Origin of the sequence: Peribacillus alkalitolerans, from assembly GCF_010882125.1 — a bacterium.
GTDB lineage: Bacteria > Bacillota > Bacilli > Bacillales > DSM-1321 > Bacillus_BN > Bacillus_BN alkalitolerans.
Genome location: NZ_JAAGVZ010000011.1, coordinates 96,312 through 115,039, shown reverse-complemented (window position 1 = coordinate 115,039; position 18,728 = coordinate 96,312). Strand labels below are relative to the sequence as shown.

Sequence of the window (18,728 nt, the reverse complement as noted above, 5' to 3'; positions counted from 1 at the left end):
TTCAACCTCCGAATCTATCACTTTACTTAAAGAGCTCCTTCTTCTCCAATAACAAGGTCACTAGCTTTTTCACTTGACTGGTTGCATTTCCTTCAATTCGCTTTCCTCCCTCAAGTTTTGGAGGAGAAAACATTTTTCCTACTATGGTTGGAGAACCTTTTAACCCGAGTTGCAGTTTGTCCACGTTTTCTAAGTCATTTACACTCCATATGACTGGTTGGTAGCGTGCAGCTTTTATCATATTGGGCATAGGTGAATATTCAATTTCATTAATCTCTTTTTCTACTGTTAATAGACAAGGTGTTTGGGATTGAATCAGCTCATAACCATTAGATATTTTTCTTTTAATAACGACGGTTTTTTCATCTTTATTCATCTCACAAACCTCAATGACATTGGTCACTGGAGGGATATCTAACCTTCTTGCAATACCTGGTCCCACTTGTCCTGTGTCACCATCAATAGCATGTTTTCCACAAATGATTAAATCGATGGGCTTCTCCTTAGCTATTCTTTCAAGAGCTTTTGACAAGGCATAGCTAGTAGCGAGTGTATCGGCTCCAGCAAAGGCTCGATCCGTGATGAGGTATCCTTGATCCGCACCAATCTCGACACTTTTCTTAATAATATCTACTGCCTGTGGCGGGCCCATAGAAACGACAGAAACCTCACCACCATGAATGGCTTTTAGCTTCACAGCCTCCTGGACCGCATGGCCATCATATGGGTTCAATATAGCTGGTGCACTTCTCCGGTCCAACGTGTTCGTTTTCGGATTGATTTTAATGATTTTCGTATCGGGAACTTGTTTCACACAAACCACTATATGCATGTAAAATTCTCACTCCTAACGGAAATTAAGTTGCTATCGACCAATTAATAGGGAGGAATTATGTTAGCTTGAATTTTATGTACTATCATTAACTTATATTCCAATCCAAACTAATTTAGACGCATGACTTATTTCTTCTATGTTTTTGAAATTATTCAAGGAACAAGTCACATTAATGGGCTAAAGGATGAGCTCATATGGGTTATACATGGACATGGAAATGTGAAGATATGAATGATTACAATTCATAGAACTTGAGGATAGGAGAAAAAATACTTTAAGATAGGAAAAATCTTCATTATACTCTAATCAATATTCAGTAGTATTCGATGATTTTTTAAGATAGATGGAAAACAGTTTTTATCAAAATCATTAAGTAGGTTAAGGAGAAGATTATGAGAGATGTACTAGTAGGCAGTATCCTGTCTGCCATGTCTACTGGGTTAGGGGCAGCCGTCATATTATTTATCTCTGGGACGATTACGCATAGATGGAGAGATACGATACTTGCATTTACAGCAGGAATCATGATGGCAGCATCTTTGATGGGACTCATTCCAGAGGCGCTTGCCCTTGGCGGCTTTGTTCCCCTTTGTGTCGGGGTCTTTCTCGGTGTATTGACCTTGACGGTTTTGGAAAAAAACATTCCTCACATTGATTTGGAACATTCTAGGCAAGGAATTGAGTTTGATGCAAAAGCGCTGCTCATCATCTCTGCCATTACACTTCACAACATTCCTGAGGGATTGTCAGTTGGTGTAAGCTATGCTTCAGCCTCAGGAGACACAGGGAACTTGATTGCATTTGCCATCGGATTGCAAAATGCTCCTGAAGGTTTGTTAGTTGCACTTTTCTTAGTCAATCAAAAAATAAATAAATTCAAAGCATTTGTTATTTCCACTTTGACTGGTGCCATTGAGATTGTAACTTCCTTATTGGGATATTCATTAACATCCTTTGTCCAAAACCTTGTACCTTATGGTCTTGCTTTTGCGGCAGGTGCTATGCTTTTTATCATTTACAAGGAATTGATTCCAGAAAGCCATGGAGACGGAAACGAACGATCCTCTACTTACTCCTTCATCATAGGGTTATTGTTTATGATTCTTTTATTGGGAATATAAAATTTTTGACACACCTTAATAAATAGCAGATATCCTGCTGGCACGTATCGACTTATCAGAAAGCAAAGAAAGGGACTGAGCTAAATGTCATAATTTATGACATTTAGCTCAGTCCTTTTATTCATCAAAGATATGTACAATCGTTTGCAACGGATATTATTGTCTTACGGCAGTATCCAACCTTTGTAGTTGATCCATTAAAATATACCTTCTTATTGCAAATTGGTTCTGCTGCTTCATTCCTTCAATTGTACACCCATATCGATTCGAATTTTGCATGAATGTAAGGTTTCTAATGGTAACCATCATTGTCACTGGTTGATTTTCTATTGTAAAGGCTATCGTATAACTTCCATCTTGAAGTTCAGCTTTTGTTGTAAAGGCCAAACCTTTCATACTGATATCAAGGACTTCAACTTCCCAAGAGTGTAAGTAGTCGGTCAATGTCCCACTCACTTTGATTTGACTTCTTACCGCTTTTCGCCTTTGAATATCAAGCATTGCTTCAGATAAAGAAATGTATAAATATAAATTATAGCCTTGTTTTTTGATTAATTTTGCATGGATTCGTTTTCGATCAATCAAGAAGGTAATGATTTCACCTGGCTCAAATAATTCAGGTTGTTTAATGATTACATTCATTAGCTCTCCTTCAATAAAGAAAAGAGCTGCAGGTATGATTTCTTCATTTGATATAACCCATATTTCATCCATATTGGTACCTGCCTTTTCCATATCTGGATATTATTATATCAAAGACACTTACATAGATTGAACCTCTAACCTAAAAAAAGATTTTTTTAGGATAATAGTCATTTTTTTGAGGCCAATCCTTATTTCTCGCTCTTCCTTTTTTTCCTCAGATCGTACCTGATATTCATTAAGGAGCTTGTCCAATTCTTGGCTGAAAGTTATTGTTTTCTCGTCAGTGTACCCAAATTCATTCGCATGTGTTATCATTCGTTGTCTCAACTTTTGAATCTCCATTTCCATCATATCAATGGATTTATCGCTCATGATTTTGCACTACTTCCTCTCAATTAAACTGTACTTTCTATAGTTACTTAAGGATTATCACAAATTTATAACATGATGTAAATAGAATCGCAAAAGTAGACAAAAAGAACTAAAAACCCCTAAAACACGTCTGTATTTATATGGTTATTCGACAAAATTCTTTCGAAAAGAAAAATTTATTTTGGAATTTTTTGTAATAATACCCTATTTTTGGTCACTTAGTTTGCCATGTCGATTTTGTCTATTAAACTTAATTAAAAAAGCACCGTGGAAAAGTTCCACAGCACTTCTTCTTCCGTAAACAAATTTTAATTAGTCTAAATATCCTTTAACACCAGTTACACATTTAATTGATCATACATTTTCAGTTCCGAGTCTCCATGTGGAACAAGGTTTAACTACTTGTTTCTAATCGCCATTTCCCTAACACGATTTTTATGGTACTGTACGATATTTCCTTTGGGACTTCTTCCTTAATAGGTTTCAACTTATCCTTACCCACTTTTTGGACAGTTTCTCTAATGATTTCTTCTGTTTCATTTGAAACGAGACGTTCCCAATCGAGTTCATAACCTTCTTCAACACAGCGGAGCAGATGGCTACCAACGGTGTCTTCTGTGATGTTACGGATTGTAGCAATTTCAGTCGTTTCCATTCCTGATTGGAACATTTTATAGGTTTCTAAATGTGAATCTTTAGGAGCCTTGGTTTTCGCTTTAATAGGTTCCTCTTCTTCAATGTTTTGACGTTTCCTATCAGGGTTCTTTTCACAAAAATCTCGAATTTTAGAAATGAAGGTTTCGCCGTATTTTTGCATTTTCTGTTCGCCTACACCCTTTACCTTTATAAATTCATCCAAGGTATAAGGAAGCTTATTGCACATGTCTCGAAGTGAAACATCAGAGAAGATTACGAACGGTGGGACATTTTCATTAGAAGCAATGGACCTTCTAATCTCTCTCAAGTGATTAAATAGTTCATCATCCTGAACGACTTGTCTTGTATGCATTCTTGTTTTGCGAAGTACGTTCTTTCTACTTAACAAAACTTCTTTTCCTATTTCGGTTACATATAAAGTAGGGAATTGTCCCGTTGTTACTCCTATATATAATTCGGAAGTTAAAAACTCTATGAATTCATTTACTTCCTGAATGGACTTGTCCTTCAACATTCCATAGGTAGATAAAGAATGAAGGTTATTGTCCAATAGTTTTTTATTTTTTGAAGCTGTCAAAACTTGGGCGACCATAGTCTTGCCAAATTTTTCTCCCATACGGATCAAACAAGATAGGACAATTTGTGCTTCTCTTGTAACGTCTACTAGTTCACGAGTATCTGTACAGTTGCTACACCTACCACAATCAATCGGATTGGCTTCTCCAAAATAACGAAGGATATAAGATTGAAGACAATTTTCAGTGTGACAGTAATCCATCATCTGCCTAAGCTTCTCCATCTGTTGAACTTGACGTTCACGGTCGAATGTATTTTGCTCGATTAAAAAACGCTGAATTTGTACATCCTGGGCTGAATAAAGAAGAATGCATTCGCTCGGTTCACCATCACGACCCGCTCTACCTGCTTCCTGATAATAACTTTCCATATCCTTTGGCATTTGATAGTGGATTACAAATCGAATGTTGGTTTTGTTAATCCCCATCCCAAACGCAGAAGTAGCGACAATGATATCTAATCGATCCTGGAGGAAAGCCTCTTGTTCATTGCCTCTATCCTCATCACTCATCCCAGCATGGTATCTGCCGATCTTTAACCCTTTTTTACGAAAGTGCCCGGATATACGATCCACTTCTTTTCGAGTGGAAGCATAGATGATACCAGACTCTGTTTTATTTTTTCCAACGTAATTTTCGACATAGGTCATCTTGTCTTCCCCTTTTACAAGGTGAAAAGATAGATTCTCTCTTCCAAAACCTGTTAGAACTACATTCCCATCATCAATCTGTAGCAGGCGACAAATATCATCCTTCACGACAGGTGTTGCTGTCGCAGTTAAAGCGAGGACAATGGGAGTTCCCTGTAATTTCTGGATCATCTCATTGATATGCATGTAGCTTGGCCGGAAATCATGACCCCATTGAGAAATACAGTGTGCTTCATCTACTGCGACAAGTGGTATTTCCAGGTTCTTTATCTCACTCATAAATTCATAGGATTGTAGTCTCTCTGGAGCAATATATAACAGCTTATATCTTCCTTGCTTCGCCTCTTCAAGCCTTTCACGGATGTCGTGGTTGGATAAAGAACTATTAATATACGAAGCGGGAATTCCGTTCATATTCAATGCATCCACTTGATCCTTCATCAATGAGATCAATGGTGAAATAACAAGTGTCGTCCCTTCTAGCATAAGGGCGGGAATTTGATAACAGATAGATTTGCCTCCACCGGTCGGCATGATGCATGCTGAAGACTGCTTTTTCTCCAGAACATTTAGAATGGCCTCTTTCTGACCCTTACGAAACTTTGAATATCCAAAATACTTCTTTAAGTACTCTTCTGCCACTTGTAACACAATTTCTCCTCCGTTCTTTATCTATATTTTCTTATCATGACATGTTCATAGTTTGAATTCAAATCATGAAAATCCAATTTTCAATAGTTTGAATGGGTAAGTTTAGGGTAAACTACAGGAAAATCGAAAGGCCAGAGGTGATGGAAATGTTAAATCGGCTTTTTTTCACAAAGCTAGCCTTCTCCATGTTCAAAAACGAGGCAGAAAAATATAGTAATAATAAAGATGAAGCACAGGGGTTGTTAACAAAAGCAGCGAACAAGGCAGAAAAAAATCAGCTTTCCTTAAAGGGATTTTGGTCAAAGCTTCAACTCCTTTTCCAACTGCTGAAATCTTGGACAAAGGGTGAATATAAAGAGATTCCGTATCGGACATTAGTGATGATGTTTGCTGGACTCGTGTACTTTGTATCTCCTATTGATATTGTCCCAGATTTTTTAATGGGACTAGGATTATTGGATGATGCTGCTGTGATCGCTTTCATTGTTAAACAAGTGGATAAAGATCTTGTTAAATTTTCGGAGTGGAAAAGTAAGACCAGCAATACAATCAATGCTCCCATTTTTAGCGAGACAGTTGAAAATTAATACGGCCGGTTGGCTGTATTTTTTTATTACACTATTAATATGTTGCGACAGTAATGGACCTAGTTTAAAGCCCGGCGCTAGCCAAGTTTTCTAACGAATCTACTCTTTATCACAATCCCATCCCCATGTTTTCTTTAGCAATTATTTCGATTGCAAAAATAAATAATCGGAGTATAGTTAAGGTTAACTTCTATGGAGATGCGGTGATGGTTTGTACTACTTACTTCTATTATTAACAAGCATGCTATGGGCAGGAAATTTTGTGGCTGGGAAGTTTCTGGTTGGACATACGGACCATGTCACATTGATTATCATTCGTTGGGGGATTGCGGTAATCGTACTGTTACCCTTTTTATTATGGAAAGAAAAAACGATTAGATTCCAGAGGAAACATTTTTGGCTCTTAGTGGGAATGGGAGCTACAGGAATCGCTTTGTTCAATTTCTTCATGTTTCTTGCCTTGCAGTATACTTCTGCGGATAACGTGGGTCTCATTTCTACTTTAAACCCTATATCGATTGCGATTTTCAGCTTTTTTATCATGAGGGATCGATTATCACCAAGACAAGTTACAGCGATGATAGTTTCATTCTTTGGCATCCTTGTTGTATTAACACATGGAGATCTTGAAAAGTTGGTGTCACTTGAAGGAAATATCGGTGATATATACATGTTATTAGCTGTTGTGAGCTGGGGATTGTATTCTGTTCTAGGAAAAAAAGTAATGGCAGAACTGTCTCCTTTAGTGACTACTTTTTGGGCAGGTATCTTTGGGAATATATTAGTCCTTCCATTCCTATTGGATGGTATGCAATTTACGGATATAGGTCCTTCATTTTGGATTGCATCCCTTTATACGGGAATTGGCGCTACTGTGTTAGGGATGGTTTTCTGGAACATTGGCGTTCAAAAAGTCGGAAGTACAAAATCAGGGATGTTCTTAAATTTCAATCCAATATTCACAGCAATTTTAGCTTATTTTCTACTTGGGGAGACGATGGGGATTGGCCAAATTTTCGGGGCGTTGATTGTAATTGTGGGGGTTTATTTCTTTACCACAAAGCCCGCGTTTTCATTCACTAAACAAATGACTAATAAGGCTTCATAATATGTATGATAGAAAAAGGATGACCATTTGGCCATCCTCTTTTTCATTATATAATTAAGCTTCAATTTCTTCTTTTTCGTAAATTGGAACCCAACCTTCTGTCGTCACGAAAATACGGACAGCTACTACTTTACGGTCAGCTTCCAATTCAAAGTAATGGCGAACATTAACTGGTACTGAAATTAAATCACCAGGTGTCAGGTGGACGTCGAACCAATCTCCAATTTCTCCTTCGATTGCGAAAATCCCGTGACCGCTAACGATGAATCGAACTTCATCATCCGTGTGATGATGCTCGCGCTTGAAATTCTCTAATAGTTGGTCAAGATTTGGTGTCAAATCAGATAAGGACACAATATCTTGGGCATGATAGCCACGTCTAGCGGATAAATCTGCAATTTCTTCTTTAAACACGTCCAAAATCTCATTTTTCTCTTCATCGCTTAAATTAAATTTATCTTGTAATCTCTCTGGCAGTTTAGTAATATCCCATTGCTCGTAAATAACTCCTACACCATCTAAAAAGTCTAGTACCTCTTGTTGATCTCTAATTTCCTTTGTTTGATTATGAAAAGTTAAATATGCCATCCTTTTTTCCTCCTAAAAGTTACCTTTATACACTTACGCGATAACTACTATTATTTGAATTCAATAATGCCCTTGTTTGATACAGAACCAATTCATAGCGGAATAAAAACTCACAAGCTTCCAAAACCTTTTTAGCTTCAAAACCATTGCGTCCCCAAGCAGTGATGCCATGATTTCGAATGAGGACAGCACCTTGATCGCCTTGGACATGCTTTGTAAATTCTTCAGCCAATGTTGGGATATGTGCATAATTATGGATGATGGGTATCTCAAGTGTCGCATCCTCTTCCCATTTTCCGAAGGCTTTTATTAATTCTTGCTGTTTAAAAACAATCTTACCTTGATCGCCAAACACTTCAGAAATGACATTATTTTCAACTGTATGGACATGAAGGCAACATCCTGCGTTTGTTTTAGAGTATAAGCTTGAGTGCAACAAAGTTTCTGCGGATGGCTTCAAAGGAGTTTCTTCCAATGGAATGCCTGAACCGTCCACAAGTAAAAAATCCTCATTTGTCCTTTTACGCTTATCCTTTCCGCTTGCCGTCACTAGAAAAGAAATTGGATGATCTCCAACCCTGATAGAAAGGTTTCCGCTCGTACCAAAAAACCAATCTCTACCTGATAGTTCATCCTTAATATCAGCTAACTCATCCCATTGATTTTGATAGTTTGTCATACTATCACCTCCAATTCCTTTTTAATGATGTTTATACAATCATCGAAGTTTTCAAATGGGCGGTATTGGATGCCTTCCTTATCACAAATGTCTATCAAATAATCTCTAGCTAGCACCAAATCGGCCATTTTCGCTGCTTCTACATCTGTTATGGAATCCCCGATGACGATTTTGAAATCTCCTTCATGCGCAAGTTTTCGAATCACACTTGGCTTACAACAGCCGCAGTCGTTTGAGCAATGACGATCACAACTGTGGGGCCACAAGATTTCAATGTGGTCCCTACTAAAGTCTGCACTGTTACAAAATAGGAGTTCAGGATCTACGATTCCATCAATCATGGGTTTTACGAAAAAGTCAATTCCTCCACTTACAACATAAAAAGGAATTCTTTCTTGTTTGGTATAATCCACGAAATCGGCAAATCCTGTTCGAATTACTGCTTTTTCTAAGACAAACTCAATGATTTGTTCCCGTAAACCGCTTTCTAAGTGGGCGAACATCCTGCCGACACCTTCACGGATGGATATATCCTTATTTAAGACAGCATCCTTAATGGGAGCAGTCGAATCATTTGAAAATTGTTTCATGATTGCTACGATGTTGTCACTATTCGTGATGGTGCCATCGAAGTCGCAAAAAATGACTGGTCTCATTTGTTTAATACTGCCCCTCCCCACAATTGCAACGCTTTTTCCAATTCTTGTTTCCCTTCTAGTCCTTCTCCTTTCAATTTTGCATCAACTGCTTGCCTGAAAGCGCGGCCTCCGCCAATGGCTCCATCTGGATGACCATGGACTCCTCCTCCGGCATTGATGACACAATCAAGGCCAAAATCTTCAATGAGCTGAGCAACCAAGCCAGGATGTATACCTGCTGATGGAACTGGAAATGCGGATTTCCAATCAACCGAGTGATCAGTTAAACTTTTAGCAATGCTCCATGCATCTCCTTTAGGGATTGCTACACTTCCGTATGGTGACGGGAACAAGGAGAAGTCTGCACCGGCAGCTCTAACTAATTTACCTAACAACAAACCAAAAGAGACTCCGTAAGTTTTTGAAGATGAAATCGCACCACTGAAGGAAGGATGAGCCATGATTGGCAATTGGACTCCTGATTCTCGTATTGCCTGAAGGACATCCAATCCGTAGGAGAACACGTTGAACAATAATGTATCTGCTCCTAATTCCTCGGCCTTTCTTGCTTTATCCACTAAGTCAAACGTCTTTCCAGACAAGTTCACTGCATACAAGGTGCGATGTCCAGTTTCTTGATAGACTTCCGTTAATACTTCTTTTCCTTTTAAAATCCGTTGTTCAAAAGGGGTTAAATCCTGTTCGAATAAGATTTCGTCATCCTTGACTATATCGACTCCGCCTAATGCTTGTTGTTTTAATTGTTCCGAAAGAAAGTCGAGATCCTTACCTAAGACTCCTTTAAAGATACTCATGACGAGCGGTCGATGATGAACGCCTAAAAGATTACGAATTCCTTCAATCCCATATCTTGGTCCTGGAAAATGAGAAGCTAAGTCCCCAACAAAATCTAAATCCAATAATTTGATTTCCCCATCTAGGGAAAGTTTTCCGAATACGGTTGTTAATATGGCTGGTAAATCGGCTGAAAAATTAGCCGCGGGATATGCGATTTCGATTTTTGCCCTAGTGAGGGACTTTCCAAAGAAATGATTGATTTTTTCATCTTGCTCTAAATGCTCAACTGAAAGGACACGTCCTTTATGCTTCTTTAACTGCTCTTGTTCAAGTTCAGGAAGATTCGTCCAAGTTCCGACTGTTAACCCTAGTGCAATCTCCTCTGCTTTTTTCTCAGGATTATGTGCGGCATCATGTATTAAATAAGTCGCTCTGATTTCACTCATGCTAGTATAACCTCCAAAAACAAAATAAAAAGGCCTCTTCAAAGAGAAGTGGCCTAGGTAATAAGCCATCTTCTCATCTATCAGCAAAAACGCTGTTAGATTTAGCACCGTGCCTTGTGGATGTTTAACATCCGGCGCATATTCGCGCCCCATTTCGCAATGGTATTATAGTCGGTTGCCGGGCTTCATCGGGCTAATTCCCTCCACCTACTCTTGATAAGAAAATGATAATATATAATTTTTTCAAAATTTGCGAAAATCAGTTTTTCAAAGTAATTTGAATTATTACAGCAATTAATCTATATGTCAATACATATTATTAAAATAATTGCAATTTATTAATTCGTTCGACTGCTTCTTTCAATCTAGCCTCATCACTTAATAATCCGACACGCACATATCCTTCGCCGTTCTTTCCAAATCCGACGCCTGGAGCTACCACCACACGGGCATGTTCTAAAAGGTAATCGGAAAAGGCTTCAGAAGTAAATCCACTCGGGATTTTTAGCCAAGCAAAAAAAGAACCGTCTGGTGCTTTGACCTCCCAACCGATTTCTTTCAAACCGTCAATGAGCACCTTACGACGTGACTCATAAGTTTGAACCAAATCATCCACACACTTTTGGGACACTAACAAAGCTTCTGTTGCAGCCTCTTGAACTGCCGGGAACAAGCTTACATACAAATGATCCTGCATCAGTTCCAAAGCTGAGATGACACTCTTGTTCCCTACAGCAAAGCCCACTCTCCAGCCTGCCATATTATATGTTTTTGAGAGGGTATATATTTCTATTCCAATATCCTTCGCCCCCTCACACTGCAGGAAGCTAATAGGTTTTTTTCCATCAAAACCGATCGCGCCATACGCAAAGTCATGGACGACACAAATATTATTTTCCTTTGCCAAGGAAATCGTTTCTTCAAAAAACTCCTTCGAGGCAGTCGCTCCTGTTGGATTGTTTGGATAATTCAAGAACATGAGCTTAGCACGTTCTAAGGTATCCGCTGGTATCATTGCGTAATCTGGGAGGAAATCGTTCTCTTCAAGCAAGGGCATATAGGCCATTTCCGCTTTTGCCAGTGCCATCCCTGACCAATAATCTGGGTATCCTGGGTCCGGGACTAAGGCAATATCATCAGGATTCAATAAGCATTGTGGAAGCTCCACCAAGCCCGCTTTCCCTCCAAAAAGGACAGCCACTTCTTCTTCCGGATTGATCTCGACACCATATTCTCGTTTATAAAATTCCGCTGCAGCTTGTTTAAAATACTGATACCCACGGAAAGGGGAATATTTATGATTTATAGGATTCTCTGCAGCTTCTTGTAGCTTTTGTACAATATGTTTTGGCGTTGGTTGGTCTGGGTTTCCTTGACCGAGGTTAATCACGTCATGACCCTGAGATGTCATTTTCCCCACTTTTTGTACTAGGGAAGCAAAAAACTGTTTAGGTAAGCTTTTTAATAGTTCGGATTGTTCAAATTGCACCATGAATTACACCTTCTCTGAAATTTCTTGAAATTCTAGTCACAATTATTATATTGTTATAGACAAAATGTAAAGATAAAAATATAGGTGGTGCGTTTACGTGACAAAGTGGAAAATAGCGTGTATACAGATGGATATTGCATTCGGGGATGTTCAAAAAAATTTCTCGGTGGCAAAAGAACAGATCGATCAAGCTGCTAATTTTGGAGCGGAAATCATCTTACTCCCAGAGTTATGGACGACTGGATATGACCTTACCCGCCTTGACGATATCGCAGATCGAGATGCTCAAAATTCTATAGAGTTCCTCGCTGATTGTGCAAGAGAGCATAGAGTCACGATCCTCGGGGGTTCTGTAGCCAACCAAAAGAAGGATGGAGTGTACAACACTTTTTTAGCTATTGATTTTAACGGAAATGTCATCAAGCAGTACGATAAACTTCATTTGTTCCAGTTGATGGATGAACATAAATTTCTTAAGCCTGGAAAAACAGATGGTCATTTCCCGCTACATGATATTTCATGTGCTGCTTTTATCTGTTACGATATCCGCTTTCCTGAATGGATCCGTAAGCATACCGCAAATGGCGCGGAGGTTTTATTTGTAAGTGCAGAATGGCCATTGCCTCGTTTAGCTCATTGGAGGGCATTGCTGATCAGCCGTGCAATTGAAAATCAGGCATTCGTTATTGCTTGCAATCGTTCAGGTCAAGATCCAAACAATGTTTTCGCAGGTCATTCCATGGTTATTGACCCTTGGGGGAATGTGATTGCTGAAGCAGGTGAGGAAGAAGAATTGCTTCTAGTCGATATATCCATCGGGGAGACTTCCGCTATTCGCAAACAAATTCCTGTTTTCCAAGATCGAAAAACTGAATTTTATTATTGACAGTTCATACCACTACTTGGTAATATTCAATTCAAGTAAAAAATTGAATCATTACACTCTTATCAAGAGCAGGCTGAGGGAGAATGGCCCTATGAAGCCCAGCAACCGACCGTAATTCCATTGTGAAATGGGGCGCTATGTAATGCGCCAGGATTCTAGATCCTATTAAGGCACGGTGCTAATTCCACCGAATGGATTAATTCGGAAGATGAGAGGTGCGAAGATAGACTTCAAACCTCTTTCCTATGGAAGGAGGTTTTTTATTCCCGAAAAAATTCTTCGCCCTTCATTACCAATGAAGGAGGTCGTAAAATGAATGTAGCAGACAGTCTGATTGAATGGAAGGATAACCATATAAGCATGATGGCAGATTCTATAGAGGCCATTCAATTGTATTCTTTAGCAGATGTTGGAGAGTACGTCTACCATTATCAGGAGCAAAAGCAAGGCAAAGCGGCAATTTTGACAGCATATGGCATCGTGTTATTTGTCTACCAATATGAGAAACCATCTTTGGAGGAAGTAAAAGACCAAGTATTAAACACATGCCATTTTTTTAATGGATCCAGTTCAAATTCCCCTCTCATTCAACAGGTATTAAAACGTATGTCACTATGCATCAGCAAGTGCAAATCTGCCAATGAAGCGCGTACTAACCTGTTTCATGAAGCGATTAAAATCCAGATTGAATGGGAGTCCTCTGGGATGAATTCTGTTAATTAATACTGAATCTACAAGATGTAATAAAAGGCTGTTTTAGTAAACTTTGTTGATATTTTACAATGTTGATTTCAGCGAGAGGATGCTCGCTTTCCGTGGGGCTGGCGGTGAGCATCCTTGGCGTTTTACGCCTGTGGGGTCTCACTTGTCCCGCTGCTCCCGCAGGACATTGAAAATGCATCCTCGAATTAATACCTCACGAAGGAAATGCGAATGCATTTTCGAGGCGTCTCGCACCTTCCACTCCAATCAACCTAGTTATTAACTTTTTTGCATTAAATAAAAAACCCTTCTATTAAAAAACGAGTATAAAACCCTTGCGGATTTATACTCGTTTACTATTTTTCTCTACATGATCAAAATTAATTTCTTAATTAAGTAGTCCTTCCAACTTCAGAAGCTTTTCTTTAATGCTGGTTTTATCCCCCGCATATCCTGTAAGTGCACCGGATTTACCTATGATTCGGTGGCAAGGGATGATAAATGGAAAGCGATTTCCCTTGCATGCTTGTCCTACTGCACGGACCGCAAGTGGGCGATTGATGATATCCGCAACCTCTTTATACGATTTCGTCTCTCCGAAAGGAATCGTACTCATCACATTCCAAACATCCTTTTGAAAATCCGTTCCTTTTACAGAAAAAGGGACAGAAAACTGAATGTTCTTCCCTTGTAAATAGGCTGTTAATTCTTTTGTTAATTGGATAAAAATCGGATGTTCTTTCCATTCCGTTAGCTTAAACCCAAATACTTTTTCCATCTCTTCTTTTTCGAAAACGATCCTCAATAATTCCTTTTCATCGGCAATCAACCATAGGTCACCGATTATAGGGTGGTAGAAAGTATCATAGAATATCTTGGTTGTCATCCTTCTTCCTCCTGGAGTAGATTCAAAGGCAAGTGAATATGGAAAGTTGTGCCTTGATTGATCTCACTTTCAACCTCGATCCAACCATGATGTTCTTCAATGATTTTATAACTTACCATTAAACCAAGTCCAGTGCCTCGATCTTTTGTTGTATAAAAAGGTTCACCTAGTTTTTTTATTTTCTCCTCTGAAATCCCACAGCCCTCATCCTGAATAGAAATCTTTACGAATTCCTCTTTCCAAAGCGTCGATTCAATGGCTATATTCCCACCGATTGGCATGGCCTCCAAAGCATTTTTTATGATATTGATCAAGACTTGCTTTAATTGATTCCCCTCACAATACAAAAATATCGGTTTCTTAATAACAGGTTTCAGTACGACATTTTGCAATAAAGCCTGAGCCCTTAGTAACTCAACAGTCTCTTGGATTATCAAATTTATATCTTTTTGTAAATATTGGATTGCCTGAGGTTTAGCAAGGATTAAAAATTCAGTAATGATCGATTCAATCCTATTCAACTCTGAATTGATGACACTAAAATACGTAGTGAAGTCTTCTTTTACACTTCCCTGAAGCAGTTGGATGAACCCTTTTAGTGCAGTCATTGGATTTCGGATTTCGTGTGCAATACCTGCTGCCAGCTCACCTACGACATTTAGAGTATCTGATTTTCTTAGCTGTTCTTGCATTTCTAATTTTTCGGTTACATCCTTGAAGGCAGTTAAGTGCATCCCAGATATTAAGTTTAACTTCGTAGAATACTCAATATACTTCTTCCGACCGTCTTTGAAATGTAAAACAGCTGTAGTGTTTAGCTTATTTTGTTTTTGTACTCTTTTAATGACTTTTTGAATTTCTTCCTTGTTTTCAGGTATGAAATTAATTAACTCATCCATTGGTTTGCTTAAAAGCGTTTCTTTGGACATTTCAAAAATGGCTGAGCCAGCTTCGTTAATATTAGCTAGACCCTTCTCATTCCATAGGATCAACCCGTCCATTGAACCTTCGAAAATTTTACGGAACTTATTTTCACTCTTCCTTAACTTCATCTCCATATCCCACCGTTCACTTACATTACGGTAAATCGTTAGAGTAATATGGCCTTCTTGAAGCATTTTAGAAGTGAATTCGAGAAGCTTCTTTTGTCCATTGGGCATTAAATAGAAAAGCTCATCACGGATTGCCCCTGTCTCCCTAAATGATTGAAGCAATCTTTGGAAGCGTCGATCCGGGTTCATGATATAATCCTGGACATTCGTTCCAATTAATTTCTCTAGGGCAGATTCAAATATTTTACAAGCTGAATTATTAGCTTTTATAATATTTCCTGCTCCATCCGTAAGGACAATTCCATCAATCGCCTGTTCAAAAAGAACTGAAAATAACTCTTCGCTTTTATTCAGTTGTTGCTCCATTAATTTCCTTTCAGTCACATCTCGAAAAATTGACATAAAATGTCCGTTATATACATTCGAACTTGTTGTAAATTCCACATATCTATATTGGTCACTTACTTTTAAAGTCACCTCGCCCTGAGATGTTCCCTTTGAAAGGAGCTCCTTCCATTTTTCGTTCCATTCCCTCTTAGAATGTTCCGCAATGAAATTGTGAATGGTTTCATCTACTACGTTTTCTCTTTCACGATTTACAAGCTTCAAAAAGGAAGGATTGGCGTCAATGATCACTCCTTTTTGATTGTAAATGACAATTCCATCAACCGCTTGATGGAAGACATCTTTAAACAAATGAAAAGAAATGTCACGTTCACGTTCAGCCTGCTTTTGAATAGTGATATCTTTTAGCTTGTAAAGTACATTTTCTTGTTCAAGAAATGCATGATATTCTACATGCTTAACCGTCCCGTCATTTAAACAAATAAGCCATTCATCTTGAAATTCAAGATGAACCGCTAACTGTTCATCTTGATAAGCCAAGATTTGATTTGGAACCATCGACAAGAACTCGAGAAATGATAACCCTTCGACTTCATTTGCTGTAACCCGCAACAAATTACATGCCACTGTGTTGGCACTAAGTATTTTTTTTTGCTTATCCACCAGGATAATGGCTTCCATGGATGTGTCGAGGATTTTTCTATATAAAAGCAATTCACTCTGTAGTTTTGAAATATTAGTATCCAATACACGTTGATGATCCTTTGTCTGGTCCGTAAACATCGTCTAGCCCACCTCCGATTACTACCTCCCACTTTTATTCTACATAACCAACAAAAAATCCTATATTCCAACACAAAAATCCTACATAAGTTTCACTTTATTATCTTAATATTAACAATCTACTATTAATTAACAAATCTATTACAATCGTTTCATTCCTCTTAAAAATTGGAGGTTTTAGAGAAATTGATCAATATTTCGTTTTATAATGTGAATTCGGGGTAAAGAGAAATGCACAAGAATTCTATTCTTGAATATTAATTTTGAGTTATGTAAGGAGCTATCCATTGAGGTGAAAAAATGTGGATACAAACCTTGGAGGACAAAAAATGAAAAAACGTGACTATTTCTTTGATAATGCAAAATTCATATTGATGTTTTTTGTTGTGTTTGGTCACCTATTAAAAGACTTTATCAGTGATCATGAAGGTATTTTAGCATTATATAAAACCATTTATACGTTCCATATGCCTGCCTTTATATTCGTATCTGGTTTCTTTGCTAAAGGAATCTACCAAAAAGGTTATATTGGAAAAATTGCAAAAAAATTAATACTTCCTTATTTAATTTTTCAGCTAGTTTACTCGATTTTTTACTTTTTCTTATATCATAAACATTCATTTACCATTGATCCATTAAATCCTCACTGGTCATTATGGTTTTTGATTAGTTTATTTTTTTGGAATATCATGGTCCTTGGCTTTTCAAGATTCAAGCCTGCTATCGGAATCACCATCGCTTTCCTACTGGCTCTATTCATTGGCTACGTAGATTGGGTATCCAATTATTTAAGTTTATCTCGTACACTCGTGTTTTTCCCGATGTTCCTGTTAGGTTATCACGTAAATCGAGAATCAATCAATAAACTCACGACTACTCCTGTTAGAATTGCTTCATTAGTGGTGTTTGCGATTGTCCTTATCGGATTTTTCCTATTACCCGACGTTAACTACAAATGGCTATTAGGATCAAAACCTTATGCTGAGCTAGATACCGTGAACATCCTTGCCATGTTTAAGCGTTTAGGTTTCTATGGTCTGAGTTTATTGATGGTGACCTGTTTCTTATCTTTTGTCCCAAAAGGGTATTATTTCTTTACTAATTGGGGTAAACAAACACTTTATGTATACTTGTTACACGGTTTTTTCGTTCGTTTCTTCCGCGAAAGTGATGTTAGTGATTACTTTACCAGTTTGGAAAATTTCATCTTATTGGCTGGGATTTCACTTCTTCTTACGATCTTGCTTTCTAGTCAAGTTGTAGCCAATCTTGCCCAACCAATCATTGAACTTCGTACTAGCGGTTGGAAACATTTAATGAATAAGTTTGCTTTGTACTCTAACTATTTTGCACGTAGAAATGAAGTAAAAAGGTATTAAATAAAAACCTCTGTTCAGAGCTACATTGACTCTCTACAGAGGTTTTTATTTTTAAGAGGCTTGAACCTCGCTTTTATTACTGTGGATAACTGGATAGTTTCTAAAGGTCTTGTTGAAGAGATAAACGGAAAATCCGATACATATCGCTGAGGCATTTTCACCCTTACCTTCTAGAATGGACAAAATTGAAAAAATCACTTCGATAAAAGTAGAGAGGTAAAATTCACCTCTCTACACTACTACACTAAATGATAGGCTGCTAGCTGCTCTCCCCAAGAAGCCACTTCAGTTTCGACAAATCCAGCTTTTTTGTATGCGATTTGAGCTCCTATATTCTCGGGGTGATAACCAATCATGATATATGGGATATGAGTATCGTTAATAACTTTAATCTGTTCAATGATTTTTTTCACTGCTTTGACACCAAACCCTTGTCCCTGAAATTTCTCATCTATCATTAAACGATAAATCCAATAGTTGCCATCATCCGAATCAATCCCAAACATGCAAAATCCTATCATTTCTTCATTGTCATATACTCCCATTGCCTGAAAGTTGTCCAAGAATTGCACTTCTGCAATCGAATAAAGATTGGATACCATAAATGATTTCTGTTCGTCTTTGACAGTTAAGCCAATCGCGTATTCCCAGTTTCCGTTATCAATTTTCTTCAGTGCCACCGCCAAATAGGCCACCTCTCCCTTTTTCCTTAGATGACGTAATTGTATGATAATTTTTCTTCCATTTCTAGGAAAATTCAGTTTTGATTACGCTACTTTTTAATTACCTTCAGTTATGGTAAAATAATTTGTTAGATTTTATTAGTGAATCGAGAGGAGATAAGCAGATTCAA

The 18,728-nt window shown here is 38.0% G+C and carries 18 protein-coding genes and 2 riboswitches; of the genes, 6 read left to right on the top strand and 12 right to left on the bottom strand.

The window, feature by feature from the left end:
* Positions 1-22: 22 nt before the first annotated feature.
* Positions 23-832, bottom strand: a complete 810-nt coding sequence (locus G3O09_RS14305; RefSeq protein ID WP_163102165.1) for an electron transfer flavoprotein subunit beta/FixA family protein — start codon at positions 830-832, stop codon at positions 23-25.
* A gap of 395 nt (positions 833-1,227) precedes the next feature.
* Between G3O09_RS14305 and G3O09_RS14300 the strand changes: the two genes are divergently transcribed.
* A complete protein-coding gene (locus G3O09_RS14300) occupies positions 1,228-1,956 on the top strand; it encodes a ZIP family metal transporter (protein WP_163102164.1) in 729 nt (242 codons plus the stop codon).
* A gap of 156 nt (positions 1,957-2,112) precedes the next feature.
* Here G3O09_RS14300 and G3O09_RS14295 read toward each other — a convergent pair whose 3' ends face one another.
* The 3 genes from G3O09_RS14295 to recQ form a co-directional block, all read right to left on the bottom strand.
* The gene (locus tag G3O09_RS14295; protein WP_163102163.1) at positions 2,113-2,670 is read right to left on the bottom strand and encodes a PilZ domain-containing protein; all 558 of its coding nucleotides are present in this window, start codon (positions 2,668-2,670) and stop codon (positions 2,113-2,115) included.
* 48 nt (positions 2,671-2,718) lie between these two features.
* A complete protein-coding gene (locus tag G3O09_RS14290) occupies positions 2,719-2,973 on the bottom strand; it encodes an aspartyl-phosphate phosphatase Spo0E family protein (RefSeq protein ID WP_163102162.1) in 255 nt (84 codons plus the stop codon).
* Positions 2,974-3,367: 394 nt separating this feature from the next.
* Positions 3,368-5,506: a DNA helicase RecQ gene (recQ, locus tag G3O09_RS14285; RefSeq protein ID WP_163102161.1), complete on the bottom strand. Its 2,139-nt coding sequence runs from the start codon at positions 5,504-5,506 to the stop codon at positions 3,368-3,370.
* A gap of 146 nt (positions 5,507-5,652) precedes the next feature.
* Here recQ and G3O09_RS14280 point away from each other — a divergent pair, with 146 nt between their 5' ends.
* Positions 5,653-6,093: a YkvA family protein gene (locus tag G3O09_RS14280; RefSeq protein ID WP_163102160.1), complete on the top strand. Its 441-nt coding sequence runs from the start codon at positions 5,653-5,655 to the stop codon at positions 6,091-6,093.
* Positions 6,094-6,304: 211 nt separating this feature from the next.
* Entirely contained in the window at positions 6,305-7,201 is an 897-nt protein-coding gene (locus G3O09_RS14275) for a DMT family transporter (RefSeq protein ID WP_275898317.1), read from the top strand.
* Positions 7,202-7,255: 54 nt separating this feature from the next.
* Here G3O09_RS14275 and G3O09_RS14270 read toward each other — a convergent pair whose 3' ends face one another.
* The 5 genes from G3O09_RS14270 to G3O09_RS14250 all read right to left on the bottom strand — a co-directional run bounded on the left by G3O09_RS14270 (position 7,256) and on the right by G3O09_RS14250 (position 11,842).
* Positions 7,256-7,789 (bottom strand): cupin domain-containing protein, encoded by a 534-nt coding sequence (locus G3O09_RS14270; protein WP_163102159.1) that lies wholly within the window; start codon positions 7,787-7,789, stop codon positions 7,256-7,258.
* A gap of 25 nt (positions 7,790-7,814) precedes the next feature.
* Positions 7,815-8,468 carry a methylthioribulose 1-phosphate dehydratase gene (locus G3O09_RS14265; RefSeq protein ID WP_163102158.1) on the bottom strand — a complete coding sequence of 218 codons (654 nt, stop codon included), beginning with the start codon at positions 8,466-8,468 and terminating at the stop codon, positions 7,815-7,817.
* Complete coding sequence (locus tag G3O09_RS14260; protein WP_163102157.1) at positions 8,465-9,124, bottom strand: 2-hydroxy-3-keto-5-methylthiopentenyl-1-phosphate phosphatase; 660 nt, start codon at positions 9,122-9,124, stop codon at positions 8,465-8,467. The genes G3O09_RS14265 and G3O09_RS14260 overlap by 4 nt, the downstream gene beginning before the upstream one ends.
* Positions 9,121-10,350, bottom strand: coding sequence for a 2,3-diketo-5-methylthiopentyl-1-phosphate enolase (gene mtnW, locus G3O09_RS14255; protein WP_163102156.1), 1,230 nt, complete (start codon positions 10,348-10,350; stop codon positions 9,121-9,123). The genes G3O09_RS14260 and mtnW overlap by 4 nt, the downstream gene beginning before the upstream one ends.
* Before the next feature lie 70 nt (positions 10,351-10,420).
* Positions 10,421-10,573, bottom strand: a riboswitch (SAM riboswitch).
* A gap of 96 nt (positions 10,574-10,669) precedes the next feature.
* Positions 10,670-11,842 carry a pyridoxal phosphate-dependent aminotransferase gene (locus G3O09_RS14250; RefSeq protein ID WP_163102155.1) on the bottom strand — a complete coding sequence of 391 codons (1,173 nt, stop codon included), beginning with the start codon at positions 11,840-11,842 and terminating at the stop codon, positions 10,670-10,672.
* Between the two features lie 127 nt (positions 11,843-11,969).
* Here G3O09_RS14250 and G3O09_RS14245 point away from each other — a divergent pair, with 127 nt between their 5' ends.
* Together G3O09_RS14245 and G3O09_RS14240 are read left to right on the top strand one after the other, a co-directional pair.
* A complete protein-coding gene (locus G3O09_RS14245) occupies positions 11,970-12,728 on the top strand; it encodes a carbon-nitrogen family hydrolase (RefSeq protein WP_163102181.1) in 759 nt (252 codons plus the stop codon).
* Between the two features lie 56 nt (positions 12,729-12,784).
* Positions 12,785-12,943, top strand: a riboswitch (SAM riboswitch).
* Between the two features lie 97 nt (positions 12,944-13,040).
* A complete protein-coding gene (locus G3O09_RS14240; RefSeq protein ID WP_163102154.1) occupies positions 13,041-13,451 on the top strand; it encodes a hypothetical protein in 411 nt (136 codons plus the stop codon).
* Positions 13,452-13,818: 367 nt separating this feature from the next.
* On the opposite strand, the gene G3O09_RS14235 is transcribed toward G3O09_RS14240, so the two are convergent.
* Positions 13,819-14,316: a methylated-DNA--[protein]-cysteine S-methyltransferase gene (locus tag G3O09_RS14235; RefSeq protein ID WP_163102153.1), complete on the bottom strand. Its 498-nt coding sequence runs from the start codon at positions 14,314-14,316 to the stop codon at positions 13,819-13,821.
* A complete protein-coding gene (locus G3O09_RS14230; RefSeq protein ID WP_163102152.1) occupies positions 14,313-16,496 on the bottom strand; it encodes a PAS domain-containing sensor histidine kinase in 2,184 nt (727 codons plus the stop codon). Before G3O09_RS14230 ends, G3O09_RS14235 begins: the two co-directional genes overlap by 4 nt.
* A gap of 329 nt (positions 16,497-16,825) precedes the next feature.
* Between G3O09_RS14230 and G3O09_RS14225 the strand changes: the two genes are divergently transcribed.
* The gene (locus G3O09_RS14225; protein WP_163102151.1) at positions 16,826-17,875 is read left to right on the top strand and encodes an acyltransferase family protein; all 1,050 of its coding nucleotides are present in this window, start codon (positions 16,826-16,828) and stop codon (positions 17,873-17,875) included.
* Between the two features lie 239 nt (positions 17,876-18,114).
* On the opposite strand, the gene G3O09_RS14220 is transcribed toward G3O09_RS14225, so the two are convergent.
* Positions 18,115-18,561 (bottom strand): GNAT family N-acetyltransferase, encoded by a 447-nt coding sequence (locus G3O09_RS14220; RefSeq protein ID WP_240338441.1) that lies wholly within the window; start codon positions 18,559-18,561, stop codon positions 18,115-18,117.
* Positions 18,562-18,728 lie beyond the last annotated feature (167 nt).